Raw genomic sequence first — 25,952 nt, 5'->3', positions numbered from 1 at the left:
CACCCCAAGGGTTACTAAATTTTATTTAATATGATTCAGAACCCCAACTTATTAACAACTCGGGGTTCTGAGCATATAAAACTATATTGAACCTGCTAATTTTGCTCCCAGAAATTAACCGTTGATTACATCTCCACCGTTAGGATGTATGACTTGACCAGAGATATAAGAACTGTCGTCAGAGGCTAAAAATACATAGCTAGGAGCAACTTCTTCAGGCTGTCCAGCGCGTTTCATAGGTACTTGTTTACCAAAATTTTCTACTTTTTCTTCGGGGAAAGTTGAGGGAATTAAAGGTGTCCAAATTGGGCCTGGTGCTACGGCATTTACCCGAATATTTTTTTCTACCAAGCTTTTTGATAAGGAACGAGTAAAGGCTACAATTGCACCTTTAGTAGCAGAGTAGTCCAGGAGTTGGGGGTTACCTTTATAAGCTGTTACTGATGTGGTATTAATAATGGCACTGCCTTCTTGTAAGTGTTTTAATGCTGCTTTTGTCAAGAAGAACATCGAGAAAATATTGGTGCGAAAAGTGCGTTCTAACTGCTCTTTAGTAATATCCTCGATACTTTCTTGGGGATGTTGTTCAGCCGCATTATTAACAAGAATATCGAGCTTACCAAATTCATCTATTGTTTGTTGTACGGTGTGTTGGCAGAAATTTTCATCGCCAATATCGCCTGCGATCGCAACTGCACGCCGACCTTGTTGTTCTACTAAATGCTTGGTTTCTTTAGCATCATCGTGTTCGTTCAGGTAAACGATCGCCACATCTGCACCTTCTTTGGCAAATGCGATCGCCACAGCACGGCCAATCCCACTGTCACCACCCGTAATTAGTGCTACTTTATCTTTTAACTTGCCACTACCCTGATATTTAGCATCATCTGCTTGGGGTTTTGGCTGCATTTCCGATTCGTTACCAGGTGGCTGTTGTTGCTGGGGTGGTTGTAAAGTTTTCTCTTCTGGCATAAAGCTTTTCCTACAAATTAACCAAGTCAGGATAAATGATGAATCATCAACTGATGCAATTACGAATTACGAATTACTAACTACCTAATTGCCAAAAGTAAACCTTGGATCGAAAATTCAACCCAAGGGTTACTTTGTGTATTACTTAGCATTTATAAGTTGAAGCTGTTATAACCCGGATATTAGCTCAACTTCACTGATGTTTGGTAAATCCACGTAACTAAAATAATTTCTCCCCACACCTAACACAATCTAATAACTTGAACACGGCAAACAAGTATACAACTCTCTTGTGATGAAGGATTTATCCTGTTCATCTGCTTCAAAATTAACTTTTATGTTCTAAGACTTTATCAATCTAAAGATGTAAAAAAATTTTTGTTAGCTCAATCTTAAGGGGTAAATCCCAGAGAAATAGGAAATTCAGCATGATCCATTAAGTTACTGTACACAGCAATTGTTTAGCAGTCCTAGCTTGCGATCTGAGCGCTCATCAAGATGTACCATAGTATTAATACAGTCTTGGGATCAAGACAGGGCAAGGGTTATGGTAACAGCTAATATTTCTGATTTAGACCAGGTTGATCGGTTTCGCCGTCTGCAATCCACTTTACGCGATCGCTGGAAAACTATCGAGCTATTCGATAACAGTGAGGCGGATATTTTAATCATTCCTTCTTTGAGTATTGACCAGCGAGAACTACAAAAGGTTGAAGGCTGCGAACATTATGAAGAAAGACTATTATTTTCTTTAATTCGGTTACGAAATCCGCGCACAAGGTTAATTTATGTAACATCAATGCCGTTGCATCCTAGCATTATTGATTACTATCTGCAACTGCTACCCGGAATACCTTTTTCCCATGCCCGCAATCGTTTACTATTACTTTCTACTTACGATTCTTCTCTCAAACCTCTTAGTCAAAAGATTTTAGAACGTCCTCGCTTACTAGAGAGAATTAAGCAATCTTTGCGCCATGAAAAATCATTCATGGTTTGTTACAATTCCACATTTTTGGAAGCGGAATTATCTTTAAAATTAGATGTCCCTTTGTACGCTGCTGCACCAGATTTGCAGATTTGGGGTTCCAAAAGTGGTAGTCGGCAAATATTTGCTGAATGTGGTGTTCCCCATCCAGATGGTAGCCAAAGAGTTTGGAACCAGAAAGATTTAGCAGTCGCCGCTTGTGAGTTATGGGAACGCCAGCCAACATTGCAACGTATGGTAGTCAAACTCAATGAAGGTATATCTGGAGAAGGAAATGCGTTGCTAGATTTAAGACCGATTATGAATGTAGCACCGGGAGAAGCTGATACTGCTCAAAGAATTGCTGCAATTAGCCATTGCTTTGCAACTATGCGCTTTCAAGCCAGCCAAGAGACTTGGGCTAATTTTTCCGGACGCATCACAGAATTAGGGGCGATTGTTGAGGCTTTTGTTGAAGGAGAAATTAAGCGATCGCCTAGCGTCCAAGGACGGATTACACCCACAGGTGAAGTCGAAATTCTCTCCACCCATGACCAAATCCTAGGCGGGCCAGATGGGCAAATTTATCTTGGTTGTCGATTCCCCGCCGATGAACGCTACCGTTTGGAATTGCAGCAACTAGGTTTGCAAGTTGGGAGAAAACTTGCCCAAAAAGGTGCTTTAGAAAGGTTTGGCGTAGATTTTATCGCTGTTGATCAGGGTAATGGACAATGGGATATTCAGGCGATCGAAATTAATCTGCGTAAAGGCGGTACTACCCATCCCTTTATGACGCTGAAATTATTAACCAATGGTCGCTATAACCTGTCTACTGGGTTATTTTATAGCCAACAAGGTCGTCCCAAATATTACATTGCTACCGACAACCTGCAAAAAGACCGTTATCAAGGATTATTACCTAATGATTTGATGGATATCATCGCTCATTACAGATTACACTTTGATAGCTGCACGGAAACAGGTACAGTATTTCATCTTATGGGTTGTCTGTCGCAGTTTGGCAAGTTGGGATTAACCAGCATCGGTGATTCTCTACAGCAAGCTGAAGATATATACAACAAGGTTGTGAAAGTCATCGATCAAGAAAGTCGCAGTGACAATCAGGATTCACTATCATTCTCAGATTATGCCTTTCCCTTAATTTGGGATGGACATAGCCAGTAAACTTTTTGTAGTAATGTCTAAGCTTTACTAGACAGGGCTTCAGCCTAGATTTTTAAGGCTAAAGTCCTGTTTTCTGCTGCATCAGCTACACCAATGGCGTAGCTTGCTTTTTCATAGGGGTACATGATGAAGTTCAAATTATCTGCTTACGTATGTTCTGTGTATTAAGTAATGGCGATGGTTTACACACTTGTGACAAGCGATCGCAATTAAAATCTTGCCAGGCTTTACCTTCAGTTTCTAGAGTAAATTTCCAGCCAAAAACTGGTGATTTTTTGAATACAAGATACTATTAACCAGCTATTTATCACTATTTCAGCAATTTTGAATAGCATTGGCATTCAATAATTTTGCGATTATAACTGAATAGTGACTTGCCACCAGCCTATGAGCTGCACTCACACATAAGAACGGCTCATCTACCCAATACTACAGGTTGCTTCAACTCTTCACTCGTTCAAAAGTTCATTAAACCCAAAACTTGTAACAAAATATTTAAGTAACTAATACTTAAATACATTTTCATTTGCATTATTTAAAACTAGTGATAATACGGTGAATCTTGAATAACAAAAAACATTTCAAAACGTTAATTTTGTCAGATTGAAATATTAGCCTCCTTCCAATCTCAGTCTGAAAAGTTTGCTGGTGTTGGTTTTCAGCTAATTTTGTCTATTCCATATAGCAAAATTAGTCTATCTTGCCTTGTCTTTATAAATACTTTGCTATAGGATGAATCAACCTTAGTAGAGTGTTATGTTTATTGCTTTAGTGTGAGGATTTTACTGTGTTAAGAGGAAAAGTGTTAAGTATATTATTACTCAAGAGATTGCCGTCTATTTCCTTAGGCTTAGGAAAAACGTTAGTAACTGGTATTTTGCTGACTACAGCGATTTCAACGCATCCTGCTGCTGCTGAGGATAAGTTATTAGCTGATAATACCAGCAGTGAATTTAGTCCTGCTGAAACAACATCAGAGGATTCCTCGGCTTTTGAGAGTGTCATACAGCAGGATATAGACTGGAGACAAGTCACCATAGAAGATAGCAGCCCCACTGTTGAATTCAGTTCTTCGCAAAGCTTGCAAGCATCTTCTGCTAGTTCTAATATTATTGCCAAGTCTAATGCAGACTTAAGAGCAAAAGATTTACGATCACAAAAAACAGAAACCGCATTCAACCACAAAAAACCCACGCAAATTGCTCAAACAGATTCTTCTGGAGTTGTAGGCGATACTTTAGGAGAAGCCAATAGGTTACGCCAAGAATTATTAGTTGAACCCTTAGTTGAAATACCCAGAGCTCGCTTAGGCGGCGCACCTGCTTCTAGTGCTGGTACTCCCACAGCTTATGGTGCTAGCTGGGGTCAAGCTTTCATAGGTGGGGGAATATATATTCCTTTAGATCAAGGTAAAACAGATGGTTCACTAGCTCTAGGCTTTGGTTTAGGAGATGCAGTGAAATCTGTAGGGCTGGAAGTTGACCTCAATATTATCAGCGTAGGTGGTCAAAATACCAATTTTGGTGACTTTGGTGAAAGTGGCGGTATCGGTTTCAAGCTACACAAATACTTTGCTGATGGAACAGCAGTCGCTGTTGGTTGGTCTAACCCCATTAGCTGGGGGGATGCTAACCAAGCTAAAGACACAATCTATGGAGTGGTTACTAAAGCATTTTACTTACAGCCAAATAATTTAAATAACCAAATGCCATTGACTGTTTCTCTTGGTCTTGGAAGTGGTGATTTTCGCTCTCTAGGTGCATATAAGAACTTAAGGGATAATCCGCCAAATGTTTTCGGTAGTGTTGGCTTACGAGTTATACCACAAGCATCCTTAGTAGGTAGCTGGACTGGGAATGCTTTAAACATGGGTGCATCTTTTGCTCCTTTTCCAAATAGCCCTCTAGTTATTAATACTATTTTCACAGACCTAACTGGCAGCTTCAGCAATGGTCTTGGTTTTAGTTTGACTGCAGGGTATAGTTTACAGTTCTAAATTACGCCTGATGTGAATTAAAAACTTAAAAACTCCTCTTTCTCAATCAAGGTTTCCAGACTTATTAAAAATTGTGGTTTTGGAATTATGGAAGAGGTTACAAGATTTACGGCACTCAATTCACATTAGACGTAGATTCTAAATCTTATCGCTGAATAAATCTGAGATAAAAGCATGAAAAAGCAAAAATTCCCCCTCAGCCTTGGTCTTGTGTTAATGTTATCGAGTTTTTTACTGGCTACTGCTAATAAAGCAAATGCTGGTATATTTGTGAATCAAGGAACTACCGTAGAATCATCAGGCTATTCTGGGGGTAGTTTTATTCCTTCAAATACTGGAACTGGAACTGGAACTGGCACTATAACCCCCCAAGTAGTACCTGGGAGTAATGTAGATTTTGGCCCCAATGGAGAACTGACAGCCACAGCAGAAGCTCAAGACAGACTTAATCAAGTTGCAACACAAATAACTTGTAGTTCAGTTGATACTTTCTGCACCACTCTTATTGTGGTTCTAAAGCAAGGAGAGGGTTTCGATGTTGCTAAATCTCAATTACAGACAGATTTAGTTAATCTAGGAGGAAATCCCGAATCAGTACAAGCATTGATCAATTCTTTATCAGGTTTGTTGGCTAACGGCAATGTGAATATTAACAAGCTGAATGATACTATCAATGCCTGGAATGATGTAATTAAAAAACTTAGCCCTGAATCTCTTAAGCAATTGCTCAAAAATGAAGACATTGTCAAATTTGCTAAAGATTTAAAGAACTTAAGACAGGCTTTAAAGAAAGCTAGTTAAAACCTCAACATATACTGATTAAATCTGTCGATAATTATGAGTTTTTACCATCCCTTTCTGCAAGAGGGATGGTTTTTTATTTTATAAGTCGAAATTACGCCTGAAGCGCAAGTCAATGTTATTTGATTTTTTCTGGTTGCAAATATTGCAGAGAGTTTGGAGATTACTAATATCATTTTGTCCACCACGGGATAGAGGTATAATATGGTCGATAGAGAGATTAGTTTCTAAAGCCGTTTTACCACAACTTTGGCATTGATATTTATCGCGTTGAAATATGTACTTTCTTACTTCTACAGGTATATTAATACGTGGGGTTTTATTCATGAAAATAGCGCTAAAAGCTAGAGAATACAAAAGAGAATTTTACTATAAAAAGCTAACTTACAACTAAATACAATTCAGTTAAGAAAATTAATTGATAAGTAGATCAACATTGAAAAACATAAAATAGAGTCTTGGCGATTACTTCTCTGCGAGACGCTACGCGAACGCTTCACTGTCTTCTGCTCGTCATGACATTTCACATTTAATTAGGTTGAGCTACTTAACAAAACCAAAAAACTAGTTACTCAACAAAAAAATAGAACAATAATTTTGGAGGGGGTTTGGGGGACGCAACCTTCACCCAATCGGGTGTTTGGGGGATTCTCCCCCAATTTTGCTGGCTTTTTTAATAAGTGACAAATCAATCGCTAATCAGCTTAACCCAAGCTTATTGACTTAAAACTAGGAAGAACAATCGCAAGAATCATTGGAAGATCTACATACAATAAATTATGAATTCATCAACTCACTGTTAACAGCAAGTTGATAAATTTCTGGAATTATTTGCCACAGTAAAACTTAGCTTTTCATCACAGCATTCAACAGGAAATTAGCATCGAACCGTACTACATCAGTGCAGGGTAGCCCAGTTTCTTTTGTAGTTTGGGCGATCGCTTCTTTGGCTGCGGCTTCATCTAAATGGGCTGTGTTCAGTGCTATACCCACAACAGGCACAGGGGCAAAAGCACCAGCCGCACTAGCTACAGTTTCATACAACCGAATCACCTCTGGTAAAGGTGGAATAGGTACATGGGGATGATTGCGGACATGGGTTTGTCCTACTTTATGTACAAGAATTAATTGCGTTGGTTGGGAACCACGAATCAAAGGTAAGGTGGCTGTTGAGCCGGGATGCAATAAGGAACCTTGTCCTTCCACATGGACAATGTCGTAATTTTTGCCATAGCGCATCAGCATTTGTTCCACTGCACCAGCCGCAAAGTCTACCCGCACGGCATCCAGAGGTATGCCATCGCCTTCTAACATTACGCCGGTTTGACCTGTTGCCAAAAACTTAGAACGCCATCCCCGGCGTTTTGCTGCCCAATGCAGTTCTAAGCTTGTTGACATCTTACCGATCGCCATGTCAGTTCCTACTGTTAACACCCGCCGACAGGGAAGGGTGCGCGCCAACCCACCAGCAACACCTAAATTCGGCGGTTCTTTGCGGACATCCCAAATTATCTGTCCTGGTTTTAGCAGTGCATTTAACTCTGGCATTGTTGCCAATGGGGTATGTAAACCATTAACTAGAGACATTCCCGCTTGTAAGGCATCTTTGATTTCATGCCAATAATCATCCGGTACAGTACCGCCTTTGGGTGCAATGCCAATTACCAAAACTTGCGGCTGATATTCTAAAGATGCGGCTACTGACTCCACAATCGGGACATCACGTTTGATACCTGTGATTGCTGATAGAGATTTTCCTGCACAGTCGCGATCAATGACAGCTACTATAGGGGCTTCACTATAGCGTAAAATCGACAACCCAGTTTTCCCCTGGGTGCCAGCAGTTCCCTCATGTAGCAAAATAGCAATTCGTTGATTAAGTGGCAGACGCACTGTGTTGTACCCCCAAACCTGGTAAATCGTTGGGCAAAACTCTTCCTTCTTTGATCAATGCACCTGTAAAAGGATCGTTGATGAGGTTGAGATGACTGTCTAAATCTAAATAATCAGCCAGAGGAGCCAGCTGTGCTGCGGCTGTATTAGCTAACGAACTATCAGAATAGCAACCAAACATCACTTGTAAACCATAGGCTTTTGCAGTGTGTACCATTCGCATTGCCTCTGTTAAGCCTCCCGATTTCATGAGTTTGATATTAATGCCATCTACATAGTTTGCTAGTTGGGGAATATCGGTGCTGGTAAAGCAACTTTCATCGACAAATATCGGCAGAGGCGATCGCGCTTTTAATTCTGCTAAACTTTGTTCCTGTCCCCGTGGTAGTGGCTGTTCTACATACTTTATACCTAAATCAGCTAACCAACTAGTCATGGCGATCGCATCTGGTAAACTCCAACCGCCATTAGCATCAACAAAAAATTCCAAATTCGGTGCTTCCTCACGGACTGCTAAGAACATTTTCCGATCTGCATCTATGCCATCCGGACTACCTAGCTTCACCTTGAAAACACGAACATCTGTAAATTCTAACCAGTCCCGTGCCCTAGCTTTGGCTGCTGCTGGTGAGTTGATGCCAATGGTGACTGAGGTAGGTACTATCAGATGGCGATCAAGTCCCCAAAGTTGCCACAGTGGTAAACCTACAAGCTTACCTAGCCAATCGTGCATTGCCATATCTACTGCGGCTCTCACTGCAGAAGGAGCCTGTACTGCGATCAAAGCTTGCTCAACTTGCTGCCTTTGCAATGGGCTAAAAGGTTGCAAAATTGGTGCTATTTCTTGTAAAGCCTCTTTGATTTTCTCTGTTGATTGCGAATGATTGCCTACACCAAATGGTGACGCTTCTCCCCAGCCTTCAATCCCATCTTGGTAAATACTCACCCATACATTCGTTGTCTGTGCCGTTGTCCCCCGACTAATTGTCAAGGGAAAACGTTTATTTACAGTAAATATTTTGACCTGAAGTTGCATATATATACTTTATCTATGGCTAGGCCAAATATCACAAATATCACAGTGTAGGTCTAAAGTTTAGTTGATTTGATACATCTGTTATACTTTTTTACATAGTCAAAATTGCCAGATTTAGACATATTGCTGTCAAATGCTAGCGTAGATATGAAAAATCTCAAAAAATGGACAACTTTAACATCAAAGATGGTATTGGATCATCCTTGGTGTAAGGTTAGACGAGATGAAATAGAATTACCTAACGGCAAAATTATTGATGATTATTTTGTTAATCTCAAATCAGAAGTAGCTTTAATTTTACCGATAACTAGCAATCAAGAAATTGTGTTTGTCCGGCAATATCGCCACGCAGTTGGCGAATTTTTTATAGAACTCCCTGCAGGGAGTTTCGATCCACAGCAAGAAAGTGCAGAAGTTGCAGCAGTAAGAGAATTAGCAGAAGAAACTGGTTATATGACGCAAGTAGTGCGAAAAATTGCCACACTATACGATAAGCCAAGTAAAGATACGAATCAAATTCATTTATTTCTAGCCGAAAATGTAGCGCAAGTTCAAGAACAACAGTTAGATATTACAGAAGAAATCGAAGTGATATTAATTCCTGTCGCATCGGTTTTAGAAAAAATTGCTCAAGGTGAAATAGCTGTGGCGGGAACTGTGGCGGCGCTGTTTTTAGGCTTAAATTTCCTCAAATCTGGTAACTAATAAATTTGGGTAAGAAAATTTTGGAGAGAGTGCGATCGCACTTGAGTTAGACTTTAATAAAAAATAGTCTGGAAGCTGATGAAAGTCAGAAATGTAACCCCCGATGATGTACCAATGATTTTCTCGTTCATCAAAAAGAAGGCAGAATTTGACTGCAACATTGGCGCTTTTAATGGCGTGTTGCGAGTAACGGAAGCTAAAATTCGTCAAACAATTTTTAATCAAGTTCCTTTTGCTTATGTTTTATTTGCAGAGACTTTAGAACGTGAGATTGGATTCGCTTTATATGGATTTAGATACTCGTCATTTGCCGGACAACCGAGTATTTGGTTAGATGATTTATACGTCGATGAAGATATGAGAAGCCAAGGAGTCGGCGCTGCTTTGATGAGTCATATGGCTCAAATTGCACAGCAAAATAATTGTACCCATCTGGCTTGGAACGCTGATGCTCGCAACACTCGCGGTTTGAGTTTTTATCATCGATTAGGTGCGGAAATTACAGAACAAAAAGGTAACCGTTGTTTCTTGATTTGGACTCCGTGGGCGAAGATAGAGGGATAAACTAGCTCACAAATTATCTATTCAAGCCAATAGTCAAGGTTTTGAATCTAAAATCCCAAATCCAAAATTGGCATTAAACATTGAGTAGTAGTCTGCCAAAGTCTTGTTGACAGGCGGGGGAAAGGTTAAGGGGAAAAGGGTAAAGGCTTTAAACCCTTCCCCTTTGACCTTTTCCCTTTACCCAATCGACACCTGTCAATATTTGTGTGTTGAACTAGTAGTTTAATCAGCCAAACTCAATGATAATGATAAAGATTTTCAATAAAATTTATAGTTTTGTTGCTGGCTTTACTGGCTATACTACCGCTAATGCCGTCTTTCAGCCCTTTAACCCTGATTTTGCTAGCTCAATTGTCCGCTTGACTAATCTATTAGGTTAAGAGAAACTAACTAATGACAAACGTAGCGACTTATAAAATTAATAATTTTTGTAAAAATTCTGAGATATATATTTTGAGAGATGGAACATTAGTTAACAAATGGCAAGTTTGTATCTAAGTGGAATGTTCCAACGGCTATATATTTAGCCGACTGCTGAGGCAGTAAAATTCAAGCGTATTATCGTGGTTGGCCAAGAGCATGGAGACATTAGAGTTCATAATTTATCCAGATGGTCGGGTACAAGAGAAAGTCACTGGCATTGTGGGTGCTTCTTGCGCTGAAGTCACAGCAGCAATAGAAGCGCAACTTGGTCAAGTACTTGTTAATGAGCCAACTTCAGAATTTTTTGCCAATAATCAGGTACAACAATCTGGTGTGGTAAATACGCAAACCGCTTTCAGTGATTGGTAATTGTTCAAAATAGTCTATTTTAGTTAATTCAGAACCACCATGTCACACTTTAGCCAAATTAAGACTCAAATCCGTAACCTAGACTCTTTGAAAGATGCTCTCAATGAATTGGGTATAAATTGGAAGCCTGGCCCGCGTGAAGTAAGAGGCTATCGCGGTCAAACTCATCCTGCAGAAATTTCCATTGAGCAGGAGAATGGTTATGATATCGGTTTTAGATGGAATGGCCAAGAATATGAATTGGTGGCTGACTTACAGTACTGGCAACAAAACCTATCTGTAGATGGATTTTTACGCCAAGTAACTCAGCGCTATGCTTATCAAACGGTAATGAAAGAAACATCTCGTGTTGGCTTTCAAGTGACCGAACAAAAGCAACAAGAAGATGGTTCAATTCGTCTGGTAGTACAACGCTGGAGTGCGTAATGGCTGATTTTCTGCCTTCGCCGGAAGAACAAGAAGATAGTCGTTCCGGGTTTGAACCAGAATTAGGCGGTTTTTTACGGGATGCTCCCGAACGCTCTGGTTTAGAGCCGGAATTGGGTGGAGTGATGCGCCAAAAAGGTGTATATGTGGATGAGCTCACATGTATTGGCTGTAAGCATTGCGCTCATGTTGCCCGTAACACGTTTTATATTGAACCAGATTATGGGCGATCGCGAGTAGTTCGTCAGGATGGGGACGCAGAGGAAGTCATTCAAGAAGCAATAGATACTTGTCCGGTTGATTGCATTCACTGGGTTGATTACACCGAACTGAAAAAGTTAGAAGAAGAACGCAAATATCAGGTAATTCCTGTAGTTGGTTATCCGGTGGATCATGCTGTTGCTACTACAGAAACGAGGCGGAAAAAACAAAAATTAAGAACCAAAAAATCTCGTTATTAAAATAATGAAAAACAATAGGCTGGTAAAACCAGCCTATTTTATTGGGCATTTATTATTTTTTGTTTGTCAAGAGTCAAGAGTCAAGAGTCAAGAGTCAAGAGTCAAGGGTCGAGAGTCAAAGGTCAAAGGTGAAATCCAATTACCAATTACCAATTACCAATTACCCATTTTCTTGCTAAAGTATCTTCCACTAAGTGAAAACCTTGATAATTATTCGGTTTCTGGAAAGATTTGCACTTTACCATCTGGGCTAAGTACAGCTCTCAGTCTGACATTTCTGCCATATCTATTAGCAGAAACAAAAGGTGTACCGATATTTGGCATACCAGCGCTATCTACATAATCTCTGGCTGCTTTATTTAAGGGAAAAATTCGTTCAACAGTACCATCAACACCTACCATCACACTGTATTCTAGTGTTTGCTTTAATCCAGAAGGTGGTTGCCAGCGTTTTTGCAGATATTGTCTAGCTTCTGCTATCTGCGGTGTATCAAATAATGTGCTGTCATTAGCTGGTGGCGTTGTTGTCGTTGCAGTTTTTCTTGTTCCCCGCAATCTATCAACTAACGCACTTTCACTACTGGCTCTAGAAGTTGTGGTAGCTGTTGTAGAAGCTGGATTATATTCTCCTTCTAATTTGGCTGTACTTGTCGGTTCATTGGGGATGACAGGAAGAGCTGGCGCAGTGATGGGAAGATTGGGGGTGACGCTACGGCTAGTTCTATCTGTTGATAGGCTAGGCGGTAATTCTCGCTTTTTCGGCAGGCCTAAATCGCTGGGGCTAATCGATCCAGGCTTGGTCTGTGTCAAGTTTGGTTGCAAAGCAATTTTCTGATCGCCGATGGTAGGAGGTACGCCAAACTGTGAATTAGTAGAAAAAGTTGGGCTTGTCTTTTGATTTATACCCAGCCCAGTTGCTGTAGATGGTAAACTCGAACCAGCTGATGTGGGAGCGGCAGGAAAATTAGAATTTGGTAATGTTTGTGTTTTGCTAGCCAGTCCAGAATTAGGAGCTAATAGAGGATCTGCTGGCAAACTAGAAGTAGGGATTGGTGTAGTTGAGCCAATATTTGGTAATGGGGGAAAACTGTCTGGGGCTGCAAGTCCCGCTTCTGGGTTGACTTGAGGTGAGGGTTGCAGAGCAATTGGCCCTGAATTGGCAGTGGGTTTTTTCGCAGTTTGTTGCTGATTTGGCTTAATGTTATTCACATATTGCCAGGTTACTGGTAACAGTCCCACACCTAAGACTAATACAGCTGCTACAGGTGCCCATACCGGAAATCTCGCTACAGAACTGCCCGTATTTTCCAGAGTAGGTAACGCCATAATATCAGCCGAGTATTCATCTAGAGCAGTTGCTAAATCGAATAGTTGCAACAAACCTAGTTCGATAGCAGGCCCAGATGCTTGGCTAGCGAGGGAACCGAGAAATAGCTTGTGAGTCAAAGAACTGCTCGGTTCTAAATATATTGTTGTAGTAGGGAAAGAAGAGGGAAAAGACCTTAATGTTTGAGTACTAAGTGGTTGTGCAGTCTGTTGAAAGTCTTGTATTTGCGCGTCACTAGCGACTTTACTAGAATCTTGCGGGCTGGGAAAACTCAGCGAAAAAGTTTCGGGAGATTGTTGGAGAAATTGTTGAATGTAGATTGAAACTGCATCACACAAAGCTTCGAGCTGATCGCGATCGCCCCGAATTGGGAGTCTGCTTTCTTCTGGTAGTCGCGGATCGTCAAACCGCAACTCAAAGCTGAGTTGCTTGAGGACAGTTTTTCCCGTCCACCGGGATAAAGGTGAGCTTTGCGCCAACACTTCGAGGGTACAGGTGGGGGGTGTGTAGCGACGAATGACAGAATTAGATAGAGGCATGGCAGAAACTGCGAAGGAGATGATTGGTGTTCGATTTGGGATTTAGGAGGAGCGATCTAAAATCAAAATCTAAAACTTTGTGGAACGGTCTATCAGTGCTAACCAAAGACGGCGGTGTCCACCAGGGGCGCTGTAAAACAATAAATCTACCAGCAGTTTGAGCGCTAAATGAGTTAGTAAATCTGTAGAAATTTGCTCATCCTCTTCCATGCGCTCTTGGTAAGTATTGCAGAAAGCATCTATATAATCTCCCAGTAAAGCGGTTTGGTGAGGTTCCTGGTGATTTGCGGCCATTTGTTCTAATAGACCAACAGCACGACGAATCAATTCCTGGTGCTGTTTAGCAAGGTAGCAGGTGATGAGAACAAGCGATCGCGCCTCTTCTACATCTAATTTTTTTCGCCCTCCTTGTCCTTTGCGTAGGGGATTTGACTGGCGCAAGCGCCACAAAGCTACGCGATCTGGCACTCTTGACTCCAAATTCAAACTAATTGCTGCCGAGAGCATCGCCTCGGAACCAAGACCCGTTAAAGTTTCTAGCGCCAACAGCACTAAATCTAACTGAGTTTTGATATTGTCCCATTCAACATAAGTTGGGGTTGGAAGCTGGATTAGATCCTCCCACTGGGAATTTGGGGTAGCTGAATTGGTGGCCGAGTGCATAACTTTTAGCATAGGTGATCGGGCTTATAGGGACGGTTGCTGTTACCCATTTTGAAACAGACTCTTAAGCATTCAACTGAGTTTCCTCTAGTCATTTAGCCTGAAACTTCAGATAGCTTTGATCACAGTGGGAATCAGCATGTATCTCTGTCTTACTCTAAATGAAAATTTATTTTCTACAAAGCAGAAATATTATTACTTCAAGAATACTTATGTAGCTTTCTGAATTTTCACGCCCTAAGTAAATGCATCAGGCAGAAATTGGAAAGAGAATGGGGATTGGGCATGGGGCATTGGGCATTGGTAATGAGTAATGAGTAATGAGTAATGAGTAATGAGTAATGAGTAATGAGTAATGAGTAATGGGTAATGGGTAATGAGTAATGAGTAATGGGTAATGAGTAATGAGTAATGGGATTTTCTCCCCTTGTCCCCCCATCCCCTTGTCCCCAGTCCCCAATCCCCAATCCCCAGTCCCCAATCCCCATTACCCCTTATCCCCAGAGGGGGCCCCGAGTTCCCCAATCCCTCACCCCACGTAAGCCACGGTGACACCGCTACCACCATCTACTTGTTCTGCAGCTTCGTATTTGCTGACTCTGGGGTGTTGCTGCAAATAGTTATGTACACCTTGGCGAAGTTTACCTGTACCATGTCCGTGAATGATCCATACTGGCCCTGTAGCTTCAGCAAGTGCATTATCTAAAAGCAATTCCGCATCAGCTACACGCTTACCTCGGATATCAATTGTATTTTTGGAAGTCCTAATTGCTAGGGCTGGTGGCGCAGCTGGGGTAACTGGTGCTGGTGCTGGTTTTGGTTTGACGATGGGTTCAGCTTTTTGACCATCTAAGGATTCTATGTCTTCCAGCTTGACTGTCATTTTCATGATGCCAAAACGCACAGTTAACTCACCATCTTCATCGGGAGCAACTAACACCTCTGCTGTTTGCCCAAACTGAGAAATCCGGACGCGATCGCCTACTTTGGGCATAAATCCCACTTTGGGTTTGGCTGGTGCGGCTGGCTGAAATTTCTGCCCAATTTGATTTAAAGCATTGGTAGCTTGTTGAGCATCTTGTGCTGTGGGTGTCCCTTGTTGCAAGCGCCTTATTACTTGGGCGATTTCGCCTTTAGCTTGGGCGATCGCTTGTTGTACGGCTGCTTCTTGGGAGACTTTTAAAGCTTTTTCCCTCTCTTGTAAGTTTGCCGCTTTTGTGGAAACTTCTTTATATAAACGTTCAGCTTGCTGCAACAAATTTTGGGCTTCTGCGGCTTTGGTTTCTTGGCGGCGGCGTTGGGCTTCTAACCCCGCAATTACTTGGTTAACTTCGTCTGTTGCACCTCCCAGATGGGTTTTGGCTTTTTCGACAACTTCTAGTTTTAACCCTAGGCGCTGGGCAATTGCCAAAGCATTGGAACGTCCGGGAATTCCCCACAACAACCGATAAGTTGGTGATAGGGTACTTTCATCAAATTCTACAGAAGCGTTTTCAAAGCGCTCATCTTCATATTTCAGCGCTTTCAATTCTCCAAAGTGAGTTGTCGCCACTGTCAGCCCCGAATGATCTGCAAGATATTGCAGGAGTGCGATCGCTAAAGCACTACCTTCGGCTGGATCGGTTCCCGCGCCTACTTCATCGAGTAACACTAGGGATTGGGCATTGGGCATGGGGCATTGGGCATCGGGCATTGATGATTCTTCGTTGTCCCCCAGTCCCCAGTCGCCAGTCCCCGATCCCTGTTCACTTCCCACTGCATTTAAAATCCGGCTAATGCGGCGGATATGACCAGAAAAAGTGGATAAGCTTTGCTGTAGCGATTGTTCATCGCCAATATCGGCTAATACCTGGCTAAACCACGGTATTTCTACTGGCTCGCGGGCTGGTACAAATAAGCCGACTTTGGCCATTAATGCTGCCAAGCCCAGGGTTTTTAAGGTGACAGTTTTACCGCCTGTATTAGGGCCAGTAATAGTTACTACCCTAATATGGGGGTTAATCAATAAATCTACGGGAATTACTGCTGGGCTTTGCTCGTGTTGATGCTGCCACACCAACAGGGGATGACGCAGTTGGCGCAGGGTGATGCTTTCTGTGTCCGCCCAGTCAATGAATCTGGGAGGATTTGCCCCTAGCCAAAAACTGTAACGCGATCGCGCAGTTGCTAAATCCAAGGTGGTAACAATTGCTAGCAATCTCTCCAAATCTGGTTTAACTGCTGCTACTTGCTCTGTTAAAGCGCGTCTAATCGCTTCTTCTTCTGTTTGCTCTCGTCTGATCGTCTGACGTAATTGATTCCCCCAAGGCACAATGCTATGAGGTTCCACATATAAAGTGGCACCACTAGTAGAGGTGTCATGAACAATACCGGGGATAGCGTCTTTATGTGTCACTTTGACAGGAATTACAAAGCGATCGCCTCTTTGGGTAATCAGTTGTTCTTGAACTGCTCCAGACTTCGCTTGTAATATATTTTGCAGTTTTTGCGTGATTTGACTCCGCAATTTCCGCAATTCCGTGCGAATGTCTCCCAGCTTTTGGCTGGCGCGATCGGTTACTTGCCCTCGTTCATCGATACAACGGTGAATTTCTTGTTCAAGTTCAGGATAAGTCCGTAAATCGGCAACCAGCTCTGTCAATATGGGTAAATCTTCCTGGTTATCAATGATTCGGCGTAAGTTCCTGCTGCCAGAGAGAGTAGTTGCGATCGCTAACAATTCATCTCCGCCCAAAATCCCTTGGAGTTCTGCCCGTTCCAGGGAATCACCAATATCTTGAATCCCCTCAAAGGATAAACTGGGGGATATACGACTCTCCAGTTGGTAAACTTCTTTCGTTTGTGCCAACAACTGCGTACTTTCCGCCTGAGAATCGGGAATTTTCAGATGACGTGCTGCGATCGCCCCTAACTTAGTTGCCGCAAATGTCGCAAGATGCTGGCAGAGGCGATTCCATTCTAGTAGTTCTAAGGTTTCAGACTGGATCAAGGCTTCAATATCTAATCTGAAATTATCGTAACAATTCTCGCCCCTAAAGAGCCAATACTGTTTTCCGATCCTCATGAAGTCAGCAGGCGGATACGCAAAAGTATGAGTATCAGAGAAACCATTGCCAGGAGAAAGAGAGTGGATGAGGCTATTAAATGTTGTTATTGGGCTTATTTGAGTGATTTTTAGCTTTAATAATCCTCTTTATTTTCTCTTATCACTTCTGAGACTTTCAGTTAGCGAATTACTCTGTCGCTACTAAGCTGTTAATAACTTAGTAGCAGTTAATCGAAATCATGTATTAGTAAAAACAAAATGCGGAACGGCAACAATTTTTTCTGACCACACCATCAGTAATTACGACCTATATACTAGAATTATTACCAGCCTTGATAAAAATCAGGGACTAAAAAAATACAAATTTCAGATGCGTAATAACTATCACATGAATTGTCATTTTCTGAGAAACTATAACAACACTAACTTGGCACAAACAAGCGAATAGGAAACAGGGAACAGAGAAAATAATTTGGCTTGTTAGTTGCACTCATCACGGGTAGCAGGTTAGCTGTGAGTTTGCTCCTAAGTATGACAACACAGAAACTGATAACCAGGTTTTTCCTCACCTTGTAATTGTTTGGATCTTGACATTTACTTGGAAAAAAATCGCACCAACTTTGCCCACAATTTGATACCCTAGCTTAAACAGATTTGAGAAAAGTTAAAGCGTGGACATTCAACTTGGGCGGGGAAAAACAGCTCGGAGAGCTTACGGAATTGATGAAATTGCTTTAGTTCCTGGCAGAGGAACACTAGATCCGAGCTTGGCAGATACTAAGTGGCGTATTGGTAATATTGAGCGAGAAATCCCCATTATTGCCAGTGCTATGGATGGCGTAGTCGATGTGCGTATGGCTGTACGTTTGTCGCAGTTGGGAGCATTAGGTGTCCTCAACTTAGAAGGTATCCAAACTCGCTATGCTGATCCAGATCCGATTTTAGATAAGATTGCTGCTGTAGGGAAAGATGAATTTGTTTCCCTAATGCAACAGCTGTATGCTGAACCAATAAAGCCGGAATTAATTGAAAAGCGTATTCAGGAAATTAAGCAACAAGGTGGTATTGCAGCAGTTAGTGCTACACCTGCCGGAGCCAGTAAATTTGGTGAGATAGTAGCCAAAGCTGGGGCAGATTTATTTTTTGTACAAGCTACTGTTGTTTCTACGGCACACCTCTCACCAGAGTCAATCGTACCTTTAGATTTAGCAGAATTTTGCCGTTCTATGCCCATCCCTGTGATCTTGGGGAATTGCGTCACCTACGAAGTGACTTTAGATCTATTGAAAGCAGGGGCGGCTGGTGTATTGGTAGGTATTGGCCCTGGTGCTGCTTGTACTTCACGCGGTGTATTAGGTGTAGGTGTACCACAAGCAACTGCGATCGCAGATTGTGCCGCCGCACGCGATGATTACTATCGGGAAACAGGTAACTACATACCGATCATTGCTGATGGTGGTTTAATCACTGGCGGTGACATTTGTAAGTGTATTGCTTGTGGCGCTGATGGCGTAATGATTGGTTCTCCCTTTGCCAGAGCCGCCGAAGCACCTGGACGAGGTTACCATTGGGGAATGGCAACTCCCAGCCCTGTACTGCCTCGTGGTACCCGCATTCGTGTTGCTACCACTGGTACCCTAGAGCAAATTCTCATCGGCCCCGCAGCACTTGATGATGGCACCCATAATCTTTTAGGAGCTTTAAAAACAAGTATGGGTACATTGGGAGCTAAAAACATCAAAGAAATGCAACAAGTTGAAGTTGTGATTGCTCCTTCCTTGCTAACTGAAGGTAAAGTTTACCAAAAAGCTCAACAATTAGGTATGGGTAAATAGAGGTTGAGGGATTAGGGACTGGGGAAAAGGAAGCAGCAGCGGCACACAGGAAAAGTGAAATAAATTTGATCATCAAATTTGCTGTTTCCTCTTCCTGCTGACAAATGCCAAAGATTAAATAAAAAATATGCCCCATGCCCCATGCCCTATGCCCTATGCCCCATGCCCTATATCCAATACTAATACCTAATCCCTAGTAGATATTTCAGGCAAATCCATCAGGAAATTTTTCCAGAGTCTTAAACAACCACTGGAAAAATTACATATGTCGCCTACAATAGAGATAGCGGAGACGCATGTTTCCGTTCACTCCTCACACCACACTCCGCCCGGACTACTGTTCGGGCGGTTCCTTATGTAAATAGAAATAAATTCTCAAGCTTCTTTGCAAATGTACATCCGTTCGCTTCCAAGCAACCGTTTTTGCTATGGTAGAATTTTCACGAAACGCAGAAATATAATTGGCAAGGTTTTTAGGCATGTCAGCAGCCGCACAAGTTACCGATTCTACCTTTAAGCAAGAAGTCATCGACAGTGAAGTACCTGTTTTAGTTGATTTTTGGGCACCCTGGTGTGGCCCCTGTCGGATGGTAGCCCCTGTTGTAGAAGAAATCGCCGCTCAGTACGAAGGTCAACTCAAGGTTGTAAAAGTCAACACTGATGAGAATCCTAATGTTGCTAGTCAGTACGGCATCCGCAGCATCCCCACATTAATGATTTTTAAAGGTGGGCAAAAAGTTGATATGGTCGTCGGTGCCGTGCCTAAAACTACATTAGCTAGCACATTGGAAAAGTATCTTTGAAACTTCATTGGTAATCAGAGCTTTCTGATTTTTCCATTTGCTCTTGCTTTTAGGTCAATTTTTGTAAAGTTTGAGAGGCGCGATGTTTCGCGTCTCAATAAAACTTTTTACATAGCTCAATCTGTATAAATTTACCGCAGCTAAATTTACTCTTTTATTGCTGTTGATACATTCCTACCACAGCGCGGCGGAAATCAACATTCCACATTCCTTGGGAAGCCCCGAGAAGGGGTCTAAAAATCACTGGGCACTTCATCAAGGGCAAACCCCTGACTGCGGACTCCGTAATCAATGCAGGGCGACCCTTTCTAATAGCAGCTGATCTATGCAGCGCTGTCTCACTGCTATGCGTCTACAAAAGCACCAAAAAGCCGATTGTCAAGGCTTTTAGAGTTGTTAATTCCATGTATACGTAAATCTGTCCGTAGAGTAGCGGTAAGAGCGCCTTGGTTGATAATTAGCCAAAGGTGCTTTTTGTTGCTATCCATAATAGGCGAGAAGGGAGATAAGAACGCAAGAGAGCAGAGGAGCAGAGGAGAAAGAAATCATGAACTTTTTGACTCAGGGCTTTTTCCAGTAAGCTAATCACGGTAAAAATTTGATTACCCAGCCTCTATTCTCTAAGCCCTGTTGCCTAGTCGGTCTATAAACAAAAATTTTTAGCGATCGGCGTAACGGCTACGTGAAGCAGCTGATAAATAGCACACCAAAATTAGATAAAATATAAAGCCATTGTGGCAGCAGTTATCATGACTTCATCTGCGTCGTTTGATACATTAGAGTCTCTACAGGCGGATATCGCTGAATTAATTGATCGGTTACCGACGTTAAAAAATCAGCAACTTATCAAACAGGCACTTGCTACTATAGTACGCCTGGCTGATAGTAACATTGAGCGCCTCGATTGGAAAATATTGTCTGCGGCTTTAGCAGACATGGAACGGGGTTTTCAACTTTTTTATGACTACCGACACGTTCGCAAAGTTACGATTTTTGGTTCGGCTCGTTTAGCGCCAGAAACCCCAGAATATAAAATGGCATTGCAGTTTGCTTCTGTTGTTTCTCAACTGGGATTTATGGTGATGACTGGCGGTGGTGGTGGAATCATGCAAGCTGGTCATGAAGGTGCTGGGCGCGAAAATTCTTTTGGTTTAAATATTCAGTTACCTTTTGAGCAGCAGGCGAACCCGTTTATTGAAGGTGATCCTAAGCTGATTAATTTTAAATATTTTTTCACCCGTAAACTATTTCTGTTAAAAGAAAGCGATGCTGTTGCTTTGTTTCCTGGTGGTTTTGGTACCCAAGATGAAGCTTTTGAGTGCATGACATTGAGCCAAACAGGTAAATTTGGCCCAGTACCTTTAGTTTTAATTGATCGCCCTGGTGGTGATTACTGGCGGTCTTGGAGTGATTATATAGACCAGCAACTAGTGCAAAAAGGTCTTGTTAGCCCTGAAGACCCTAGTCTTTATACAGTGACAGACAACCTAGATGTAGCTTGTAATGCGATTACCCGTTTTTACCAGGTTTATCACTCTAGTCGTTATGTGGGCGATCAGTTGGTGATTCGGCTGACAACAGATTTATCTAACACTGAGGTCGAAAAACTCAATGCTAGTTTCAGCGATATTCTAGTTAAAGGAAAGATTGAAAAAAGTCAAGCATTATCTCAAGAAGGACAAGATGAGACAGTTAATCTACCCCGTCTGGTTTTTTACTTCAATCAACGGGATTTAGGGCGCTTGTATCAAATGATTGCTGTTATCAATCAGATGGGTGTTCATACTGTAGAGGATACAGGACATCCAGAAAGGAAATAGTACTGAGATATGCAATTCAAAATTACACATTTATTTTGAAAATTTCTCAGATAGAGTTACTAAAGCTAGCAACTTCTAGAGTAGGGGTACAGCATCAATCAGATGTTTGTAGAGAACAAAATTTTGTTGGTGCTGTACCTTTAAGGTATATTTTATTGCTAATCATCATTGATAGATTTAATACTAATTCAAATAATGTTGGCAACATCCCAATAACTAATACCAATTCAAAATTAAGAATCTAGACAGAATCAGGCTTTGGCTCTGTTGATCTGTCACATTCTTTTTTCAAATTGGGATAAGTTGGGTTTTGTTCCTGAAACGCCACTGCACTGAAAACTGATAAACTCTGGAAATATTAATACTTGCAGCAGTCAGCTATTGTGCTTTTAAATAGCAAGGCTGAAAAATTTGCTTGTCATTAAGTTCCAGCTACGTAATTTTAGGTTACAGGCTCAAGTTTAACCTGATTGTGCTATGAATATTGAGAATTTATTCAGGTATTTACATTGCAATTTATTGGTATATACTGTGAGTCGCAGCCTTCAGCATATTGATAGTCAGTAACTTCTACAATGTGCTATTTAATGCTGCTTAAAAAGTTACATCTTATATATGTGATATATGTGATCTACCCTACTCCCTCATAGGGAAAACACCAGTTATTATGACTCCATGCTGATGAGCTTCACAAAAACTTGTATATTAGCACAGTAAATAACTTCATACATCCTGATAGAGGAACAAAGAATGCTGGAATTATTGAGTTCAGGTTTAGTATCGTTGTGGCTGGAAATGGCAGGATTACAAATTAAGCCTTTAGATGCTTTAGATGCATTGGCTTGGCAAAGTAGCCCTGGCTTAGTGCTAGCGCCTGATCCCAATCCAGCTAGCGCTAATACAGTTCAAGAGTATTTAAAAGGTTTAATTACATCAAAACTCATTGCACAAAATCTGACAGCAAGCCAGGGAATTTGGATGCAGTCAGGGCCTATGTTGATGGCTAATCATGAAGGAACAACACCTTTACCGGCTGCATCTTTAACTAAAATTGCTACCTCATTAGTTGCTTTTAAAACTTGGGGCCCAGATCATCAATTTGAGACTGTAATTAGTGCTACAGGGCCCGTTACGAATGGTGTATTGCAAGGTGATTTAGTAGTGAATGGCGGTGGCGATCCCATGATGGTTTGGGAAGAAGCGATCGCCATTGGTAATGCTCTCAATAAGATGGGTATTAAGCAGGTCAAGGGAAATTTGGTGATTACTGGCTCTTTTGCCATGAATTTTCAACGTCACCCCCTATTAGCAGGGCAATTATTTAAGCAAGCGCTAAATTCTGCTACTTGGACTCGTCCGGCGATTTACACATACTCAATTATGCCCAAGGGCACACCAAAACCCCAAGTAGCGATCGCAGGAACTGTAAAAGTTGAACCGCAAGCAAACCCACAACAAGCGGTGCTAATTCGTCATCTCTCTTTGCCTATGAGACAAATTATCAAAGAGATGAACGTTTATAGTAACAACGATATAGCAGAAATGCTTGCAGAGTCGGTAGGAGGTCATACTGTAGTTCAAGCTACTGCGGCAAAGCTAGCTAGAGTGCCAGAGGGAGAAATTCAGTTAATTAATGGTTCAGGATTAGGCCCAGAAAATCGCATCTCTCCCCGTGCTGTTTGTGCGATGTTAATGGCAATACAACAAGAATCAGTGGCTCGTAATCTCACTTTAGCGGATTTGTTTCCCATGTCTGGGTTCGATCACCGAGGCACGTTGCACGCTAGACATATGCCGGCGGGTACAGTGATGAAAACTGGAACTTTGCGAGATGTGAGTGCTTTAGCTGGTGTGATGCCAACACGCGATCGCGGTTTGGTTTGGTTTGCCATTATTAACCGTGGTAATAACGTCTCTGGTTTCCGTACTGGACAAGACCAACTCTTACAACGTTTGGTACAAAAATTGCAAGTAGCACCTCAAATCCCCGCAGCCCTAACTCCTCATTCCACCATCAACACCTTACCGGAACTCGGTGCCAATAGCCGCAATCAAATACTGTTCAAAAGTTAGTTATTTGTCCTTTATCATTTGTCTTTTGTCCTTTGTGTAATGACCAATGACCAATGACCAATAATTATTGCCCCTTCACTTTTTCTTGAGGAATAATTTCTGTAACTACCCTACCGCCACTATTGCCGCCTTTAACAACGATGTTTTCGGTTTGCAGATTACCTACCGCTGTTTCCCCGGCAAAATTTAATGGTGGATCAACTTGTCGATACACTACATTACCCTGCGCTTCTACTAATTTCTTGTCTAGATACCAAGTTAATGTTTGCGACTTTAAAGACTGGCGACGCTGACCAATAGCGTTGACATTGCCTGTTAAATAAACGGTTTTTTGTGGTATCTTCATTTCCCCTTGGTTTGCGGTTACTGTGACATTTTCCGCTTTATGAAAGACACGCACAGGTGAAGTAGTGGTGACAGTTTCGGTATTCATGTTCCAGTTCATAGAGTTACTAGCTATTTGCATTGGTGGGTCTAGTAATTCTAGCTGGGCATTTTTTGTCACCGTGGCAATTTTGGTTTTCAAATTAATTTCCGTAGCATTTCCTCGTCCACGGTCAGTAATTTGATTATTTTTGTAGCGGTCAATTTGTACGGGGCGATCGCCAATTAATTTTTCTTCTTTAATTTGCCAGATTAAATGCTCAGTTCGCATTTTTAATTGCGGATCTGTGGAGTTGGCGACTACCCCACCAGAAAATTCCATACGCTGTTCGCGGGTTTTAACTTTGGCTTCCTGGGCTACTGCTTGTAGTTTTTGATGAGTCCCGTTAATTTGGTTACGAACAATTAATAAATCTTCTTTGGGTCGCCATTCTAATTCATTACCTCGCAATACTATGCCATTACGAGGGTCTGTAGCCACTATTTTTCCTTTGAGAAATAGTTGCTTGCCATCTTGCTCAATATCTGCCCGTTCTGCTTTAATTTGGTATACTATTTTGCCATCTTGATACAGTTCACCATAGGGACTTTCTGCTTGACCAATTTGTTTTTCTTTGGTGTATTTTGCTTGTTTAGCATTGACTTTCCAAATTGGTCGCCCTACTTCATCAAACTGTTCAAAAGCTACATTAAAAAATGTCAAATTACTATCTGTATTTTGTCCAGATGTATCTGAGTTATTTGCTGGATTTTTAGTATTTCTCCCACTACAAGCAAATAACCCAACTATTAAAAATAATGTTAACGATAGACGATGCCAATTAACTTTGGTGTTTGTAGCATTTAGAGATGGGAATAAAAAGAATTGGGGGGAATATCTCTTATTTCCCCCCTCTTTGGCTAAACCACTGCTCCCTTGATGCTTATCTGCTTCCTGCTTCATTAATCTTGAATTTCTAAATGTCCGTCAGTCTCTCTTGGATCTTCCAAAAAGCCCATACTTGATAAAGGTCGATAGGGGTAGCTTTGGCGAGGCGTTTTTTGGATATCTTCTTTGATGGCTTCTAAATCAATATAGCGATCGCTAACATTAATTAAGCTGTCGCTAGTCATGGAACGCAAACTGACAACTTCTACCCTGACACCCCGATAACTAACTGAGTTGACGGCATAGGCTAAATCGCCGTCGCCACTGACTAAGACTGCTGTATCATAAGAATCAACTAAAGCCATCATGTCTACTGCAATTTCGACATCCAGATTGGCTTTTTTTGAGCCATCAGGTAGCTGTACTAAATCTTTAGCAATCACTCTATAGCCATTGCGACGCATCCATAAAAGAAACCCTTGTTGTTTCTCATTGGTGCGATCTACTCCTGTGTAGAAAAAAGCACGCAATAGTCTCGAACCGCCAGTTAATCGACACAGTAACTTAGTGTAATCAATTTCAATTCCTAGTTGTAGTGCTGCATAAAATAGATTTGAGCCATCAATAAATATGGCTACACGACCTCTATTCTCTAAAACTTGTTCCGGTGTAAATATTGAGTCATTTTCTAAATTATTCAACATTGATGTCATACCTCAGTTTTTATGCTTGTTATTTTTGATACTAAAAAAATAGTTTTCACAGGCAAGTTAGAACGGTTTATGATAATGTTCCG

At 41.6% G+C, this 25,952-nt stretch carries 22 protein-coding genes; 12 read left to right on the top strand and 10 right to left on the bottom strand.

Annotation, left to right across the window (positions count from 1 at the left end):
• Positions 1–114: 114 nt before the first annotated feature.
• Complete coding sequence (locus HG267_RS12175; RefSeq protein ID WP_045869209.1) at positions 115–972, bottom strand: SDR family oxidoreductase; 858 nt, start codon at positions 970–972, stop codon at positions 115–117.
• Positions 973–1,519: 547 nt separating this feature from the next.
• Between HG267_RS12175 and HG267_RS12170 the strand changes: the two genes are divergently transcribed.
• From HG267_RS12170 to HG267_RS12160, 3 genes are all read left to right on the top strand, one after another.
• Entirely contained in the window at positions 1,520–3,124 is a 1,605-nt protein-coding gene (locus tag HG267_RS12170; RefSeq protein ID WP_045869208.1) for a peptide ligase PGM1-related protein, read from the top strand.
• 802 nt (positions 3,125–3,926) lie between these two features.
• The gene (locus HG267_RS12165; RefSeq protein ID WP_045869207.1) at positions 3,927–5,120 is read left to right on the top strand and encodes a hypothetical protein; all 1,194 of its coding nucleotides are present in this window, start codon (positions 3,927–3,929) and stop codon (positions 5,118–5,120) included.
• 174 nt (positions 5,121–5,294) lie between these two features.
• Positions 5,295–5,921, top strand: coding sequence for a hypothetical protein (locus HG267_RS12160; protein ID WP_155539092.1), 627 nt, complete (start codon positions 5,295–5,297; stop codon positions 5,919–5,921).
• A gap of 81 nt (positions 5,922–6,002) precedes the next feature.
• Here HG267_RS12160 and HG267_RS12155 read toward each other — a convergent pair whose 3' ends face one another.
• From HG267_RS12155 to HG267_RS12145, 3 genes are all read right to left on the bottom strand, one after another.
• Positions 6,003–6,248: an HNH endonuclease gene (locus tag HG267_RS12155; protein WP_045869205.1), complete on the bottom strand. Its 246-nt coding sequence runs from the start codon at positions 6,246–6,248 to the stop codon at positions 6,003–6,005.
• A gap of 519 nt (positions 6,249–6,767) precedes the next feature.
• Entirely contained in the window at positions 6,768–7,814 is a 1,047-nt protein-coding gene (locus HG267_RS12150; RefSeq protein ID WP_045869204.1) for a DUF1611 domain-containing protein, read from the bottom strand.
• A complete protein-coding gene (locus tag HG267_RS12145; protein ID WP_045869203.1) occupies positions 7,798–8,850 on the bottom strand; it encodes a dipeptide epimerase in 1,053 nt (350 codons plus the stop codon). The genes HG267_RS12150 and HG267_RS12145 overlap by 17 nt, the downstream gene beginning before the upstream one ends.
• 147 nt (positions 8,851–8,997) lie before the next feature.
• Between HG267_RS12145 and HG267_RS12140 the strand changes: the two genes are divergently transcribed.
• The 5 genes from HG267_RS12140 to HG267_RS12120 all read left to right on the top strand — a co-directional run bounded on the left by HG267_RS12140 (position 8,998) and on the right by HG267_RS12120 (position 11,798).
• Complete coding sequence (locus HG267_RS12140; RefSeq protein ID WP_045869202.1) at positions 8,998–9,555, top strand: NUDIX hydrolase; 558 nt, start codon at positions 8,998–9,000, stop codon at positions 9,553–9,555.
• A gap of 78 nt (positions 9,556–9,633) precedes the next feature.
• Positions 9,634–10,119, top strand: coding sequence for a GNAT family N-acetyltransferase (locus HG267_RS12135; RefSeq protein ID WP_045869201.1), 486 nt, complete (start codon positions 9,634–9,636; stop codon positions 10,117–10,119).
• 579 nt (positions 10,120–10,698) lie between these two features.
• The gene (locus HG267_RS12130; RefSeq protein WP_045869200.1) at positions 10,699–10,911 is read left to right on the top strand and encodes a DUF2997 domain-containing protein; all 213 of its coding nucleotides are present in this window, start codon (positions 10,699–10,701) and stop codon (positions 10,909–10,911) included.
• Between the two features lie 39 nt (positions 10,912–10,950).
• Positions 10,951–11,337, top strand: coding sequence for a DUF1257 domain-containing protein (locus HG267_RS12125; RefSeq protein WP_045869199.1), 387 nt, complete (start codon positions 10,951–10,953; stop codon positions 11,335–11,337).
• Entirely contained in the window at positions 11,337–11,798 is a 462-nt protein-coding gene (locus tag HG267_RS12120; RefSeq protein ID WP_045869198.1) for a ferredoxin, read from the top strand. The genes HG267_RS12125 and HG267_RS12120 overlap by 1 nt, the downstream gene beginning before the upstream one ends.
• Positions 11,799–12,008: 210 nt before the next feature.
• Here HG267_RS12120 and HG267_RS12115 read toward each other — a convergent pair whose 3' ends face one another.
• The 4 genes from HG267_RS12115 to HG267_RS12100 all read right to left on the bottom strand — a co-directional run bounded on the left by HG267_RS12115 (position 12,009) and on the right by HG267_RS12100 (position 17,316).
• Positions 12,009–13,664 (bottom strand): DUF4335 domain-containing protein, encoded by a 1,656-nt coding sequence (locus tag HG267_RS12115; protein WP_045869197.1) that lies wholly within the window; start codon positions 13,662–13,664, stop codon positions 12,009–12,011.
• 69 nt (positions 13,665–13,733) lie between these two features.
• Positions 13,734–14,339 carry a DUF3038 domain-containing protein gene (locus HG267_RS12110; RefSeq protein WP_045869196.1) on the bottom strand — a complete coding sequence of 202 codons (606 nt, stop codon included), beginning with the start codon at positions 14,337–14,339 and terminating at the stop codon, positions 13,734–13,736.
• A gap of 218 nt (positions 14,340–14,557) precedes the next feature.
• Complete coding sequence (locus HG267_RS12105) at positions 14,558–14,815, bottom strand: hypothetical protein (protein ID WP_155539090.1); 258 nt, start codon at positions 14,813–14,815, stop codon at positions 14,558–14,560.
• Between the two features lie 41 nt (positions 14,816–14,856).
• The gene (locus HG267_RS12100) at positions 14,857–17,316 is read right to left on the bottom strand and encodes an endonuclease MutS2 (RefSeq protein ID WP_045869641.1); all 2,460 of its coding nucleotides are present in this window, start codon (positions 17,314–17,316) and stop codon (positions 14,857–14,859) included.
• A 728-nt stretch (positions 17,317–18,044) separates the two neighbouring features.
• Between HG267_RS12100 and HG267_RS12095 the strand changes: the two genes are divergently transcribed.
• From HG267_RS12095 to HG267_RS12080, 4 genes are all read left to right on the top strand, one after another.
• Complete coding sequence (locus tag HG267_RS12095) at positions 18,045–19,208, top strand: GuaB3 family IMP dehydrogenase-related protein (RefSeq protein ID WP_045869195.1); 1,164 nt, start codon at positions 18,045–18,047, stop codon at positions 19,206–19,208.
• A gap of 479 nt (positions 19,209–19,687) precedes the next feature.
• The gene (trxA, locus tag HG267_RS12090; protein ID WP_045869194.1) at positions 19,688–20,011 is read left to right on the top strand and encodes a thioredoxin; all 324 of its coding nucleotides are present in this window, start codon (positions 19,688–19,690) and stop codon (positions 20,009–20,011) included.
• Positions 20,012–20,760: 749 nt separating this feature from the next.
• On the top strand, positions 20,761–21,831 hold the full coding sequence (locus HG267_RS12085; RefSeq protein WP_045869193.1) for an LOG family protein: 1,071 nt from the start codon (positions 20,761–20,763) through the stop codon (positions 21,829–21,831).
• Between the two features lie 750 nt (positions 21,832–22,581).
• Positions 22,582–23,904 carry a D-alanyl-D-alanine carboxypeptidase gene (locus tag HG267_RS12080; protein ID WP_045869192.1) on the top strand — a complete coding sequence of 441 codons (1,323 nt, stop codon included), beginning with the start codon at positions 22,582–22,584 and terminating at the stop codon, positions 23,902–23,904.
• Positions 23,905–23,968: 64 nt separating this feature from the next.
• On the opposite strand, the gene lptC is transcribed toward HG267_RS12080, so the two are convergent.
• Together lptC and HG267_RS12070 are read right to left on the bottom strand one after the other, a co-directional pair.
• Entirely contained in the window at positions 23,969–25,231 is a 1,263-nt protein-coding gene (gene lptC / locus HG267_RS12075; protein WP_045869191.1) for an LPS export ABC transporter periplasmic protein LptC, read from the bottom strand.
• Entirely contained in the window at positions 25,231–25,860 is a 630-nt protein-coding gene (locus HG267_RS12070; protein WP_045869190.1) for an NYN domain-containing protein, read from the bottom strand. Before HG267_RS12070 ends, lptC begins: the two co-directional genes overlap by 1 nt.
• Positions 25,861–25,952: the final 92 nt, after the last annotated feature.

Origin of the sequence: Tolypothrix sp. PCC 7601 (genome assembly GCF_025677855.1) — a bacterium.
In the GTDB taxonomy this organism is placed as follows: Bacteria; Cyanobacteriota; Cyanobacteriia; order Cyanobacteriales; family Nostocaceae; genus Aulosira; species Aulosira diplosiphon.
The sequence above is the reverse complement of the archived record's forward strand: the minus strand, read 5'-3'. Positions and strand labels throughout refer to the sequence as shown.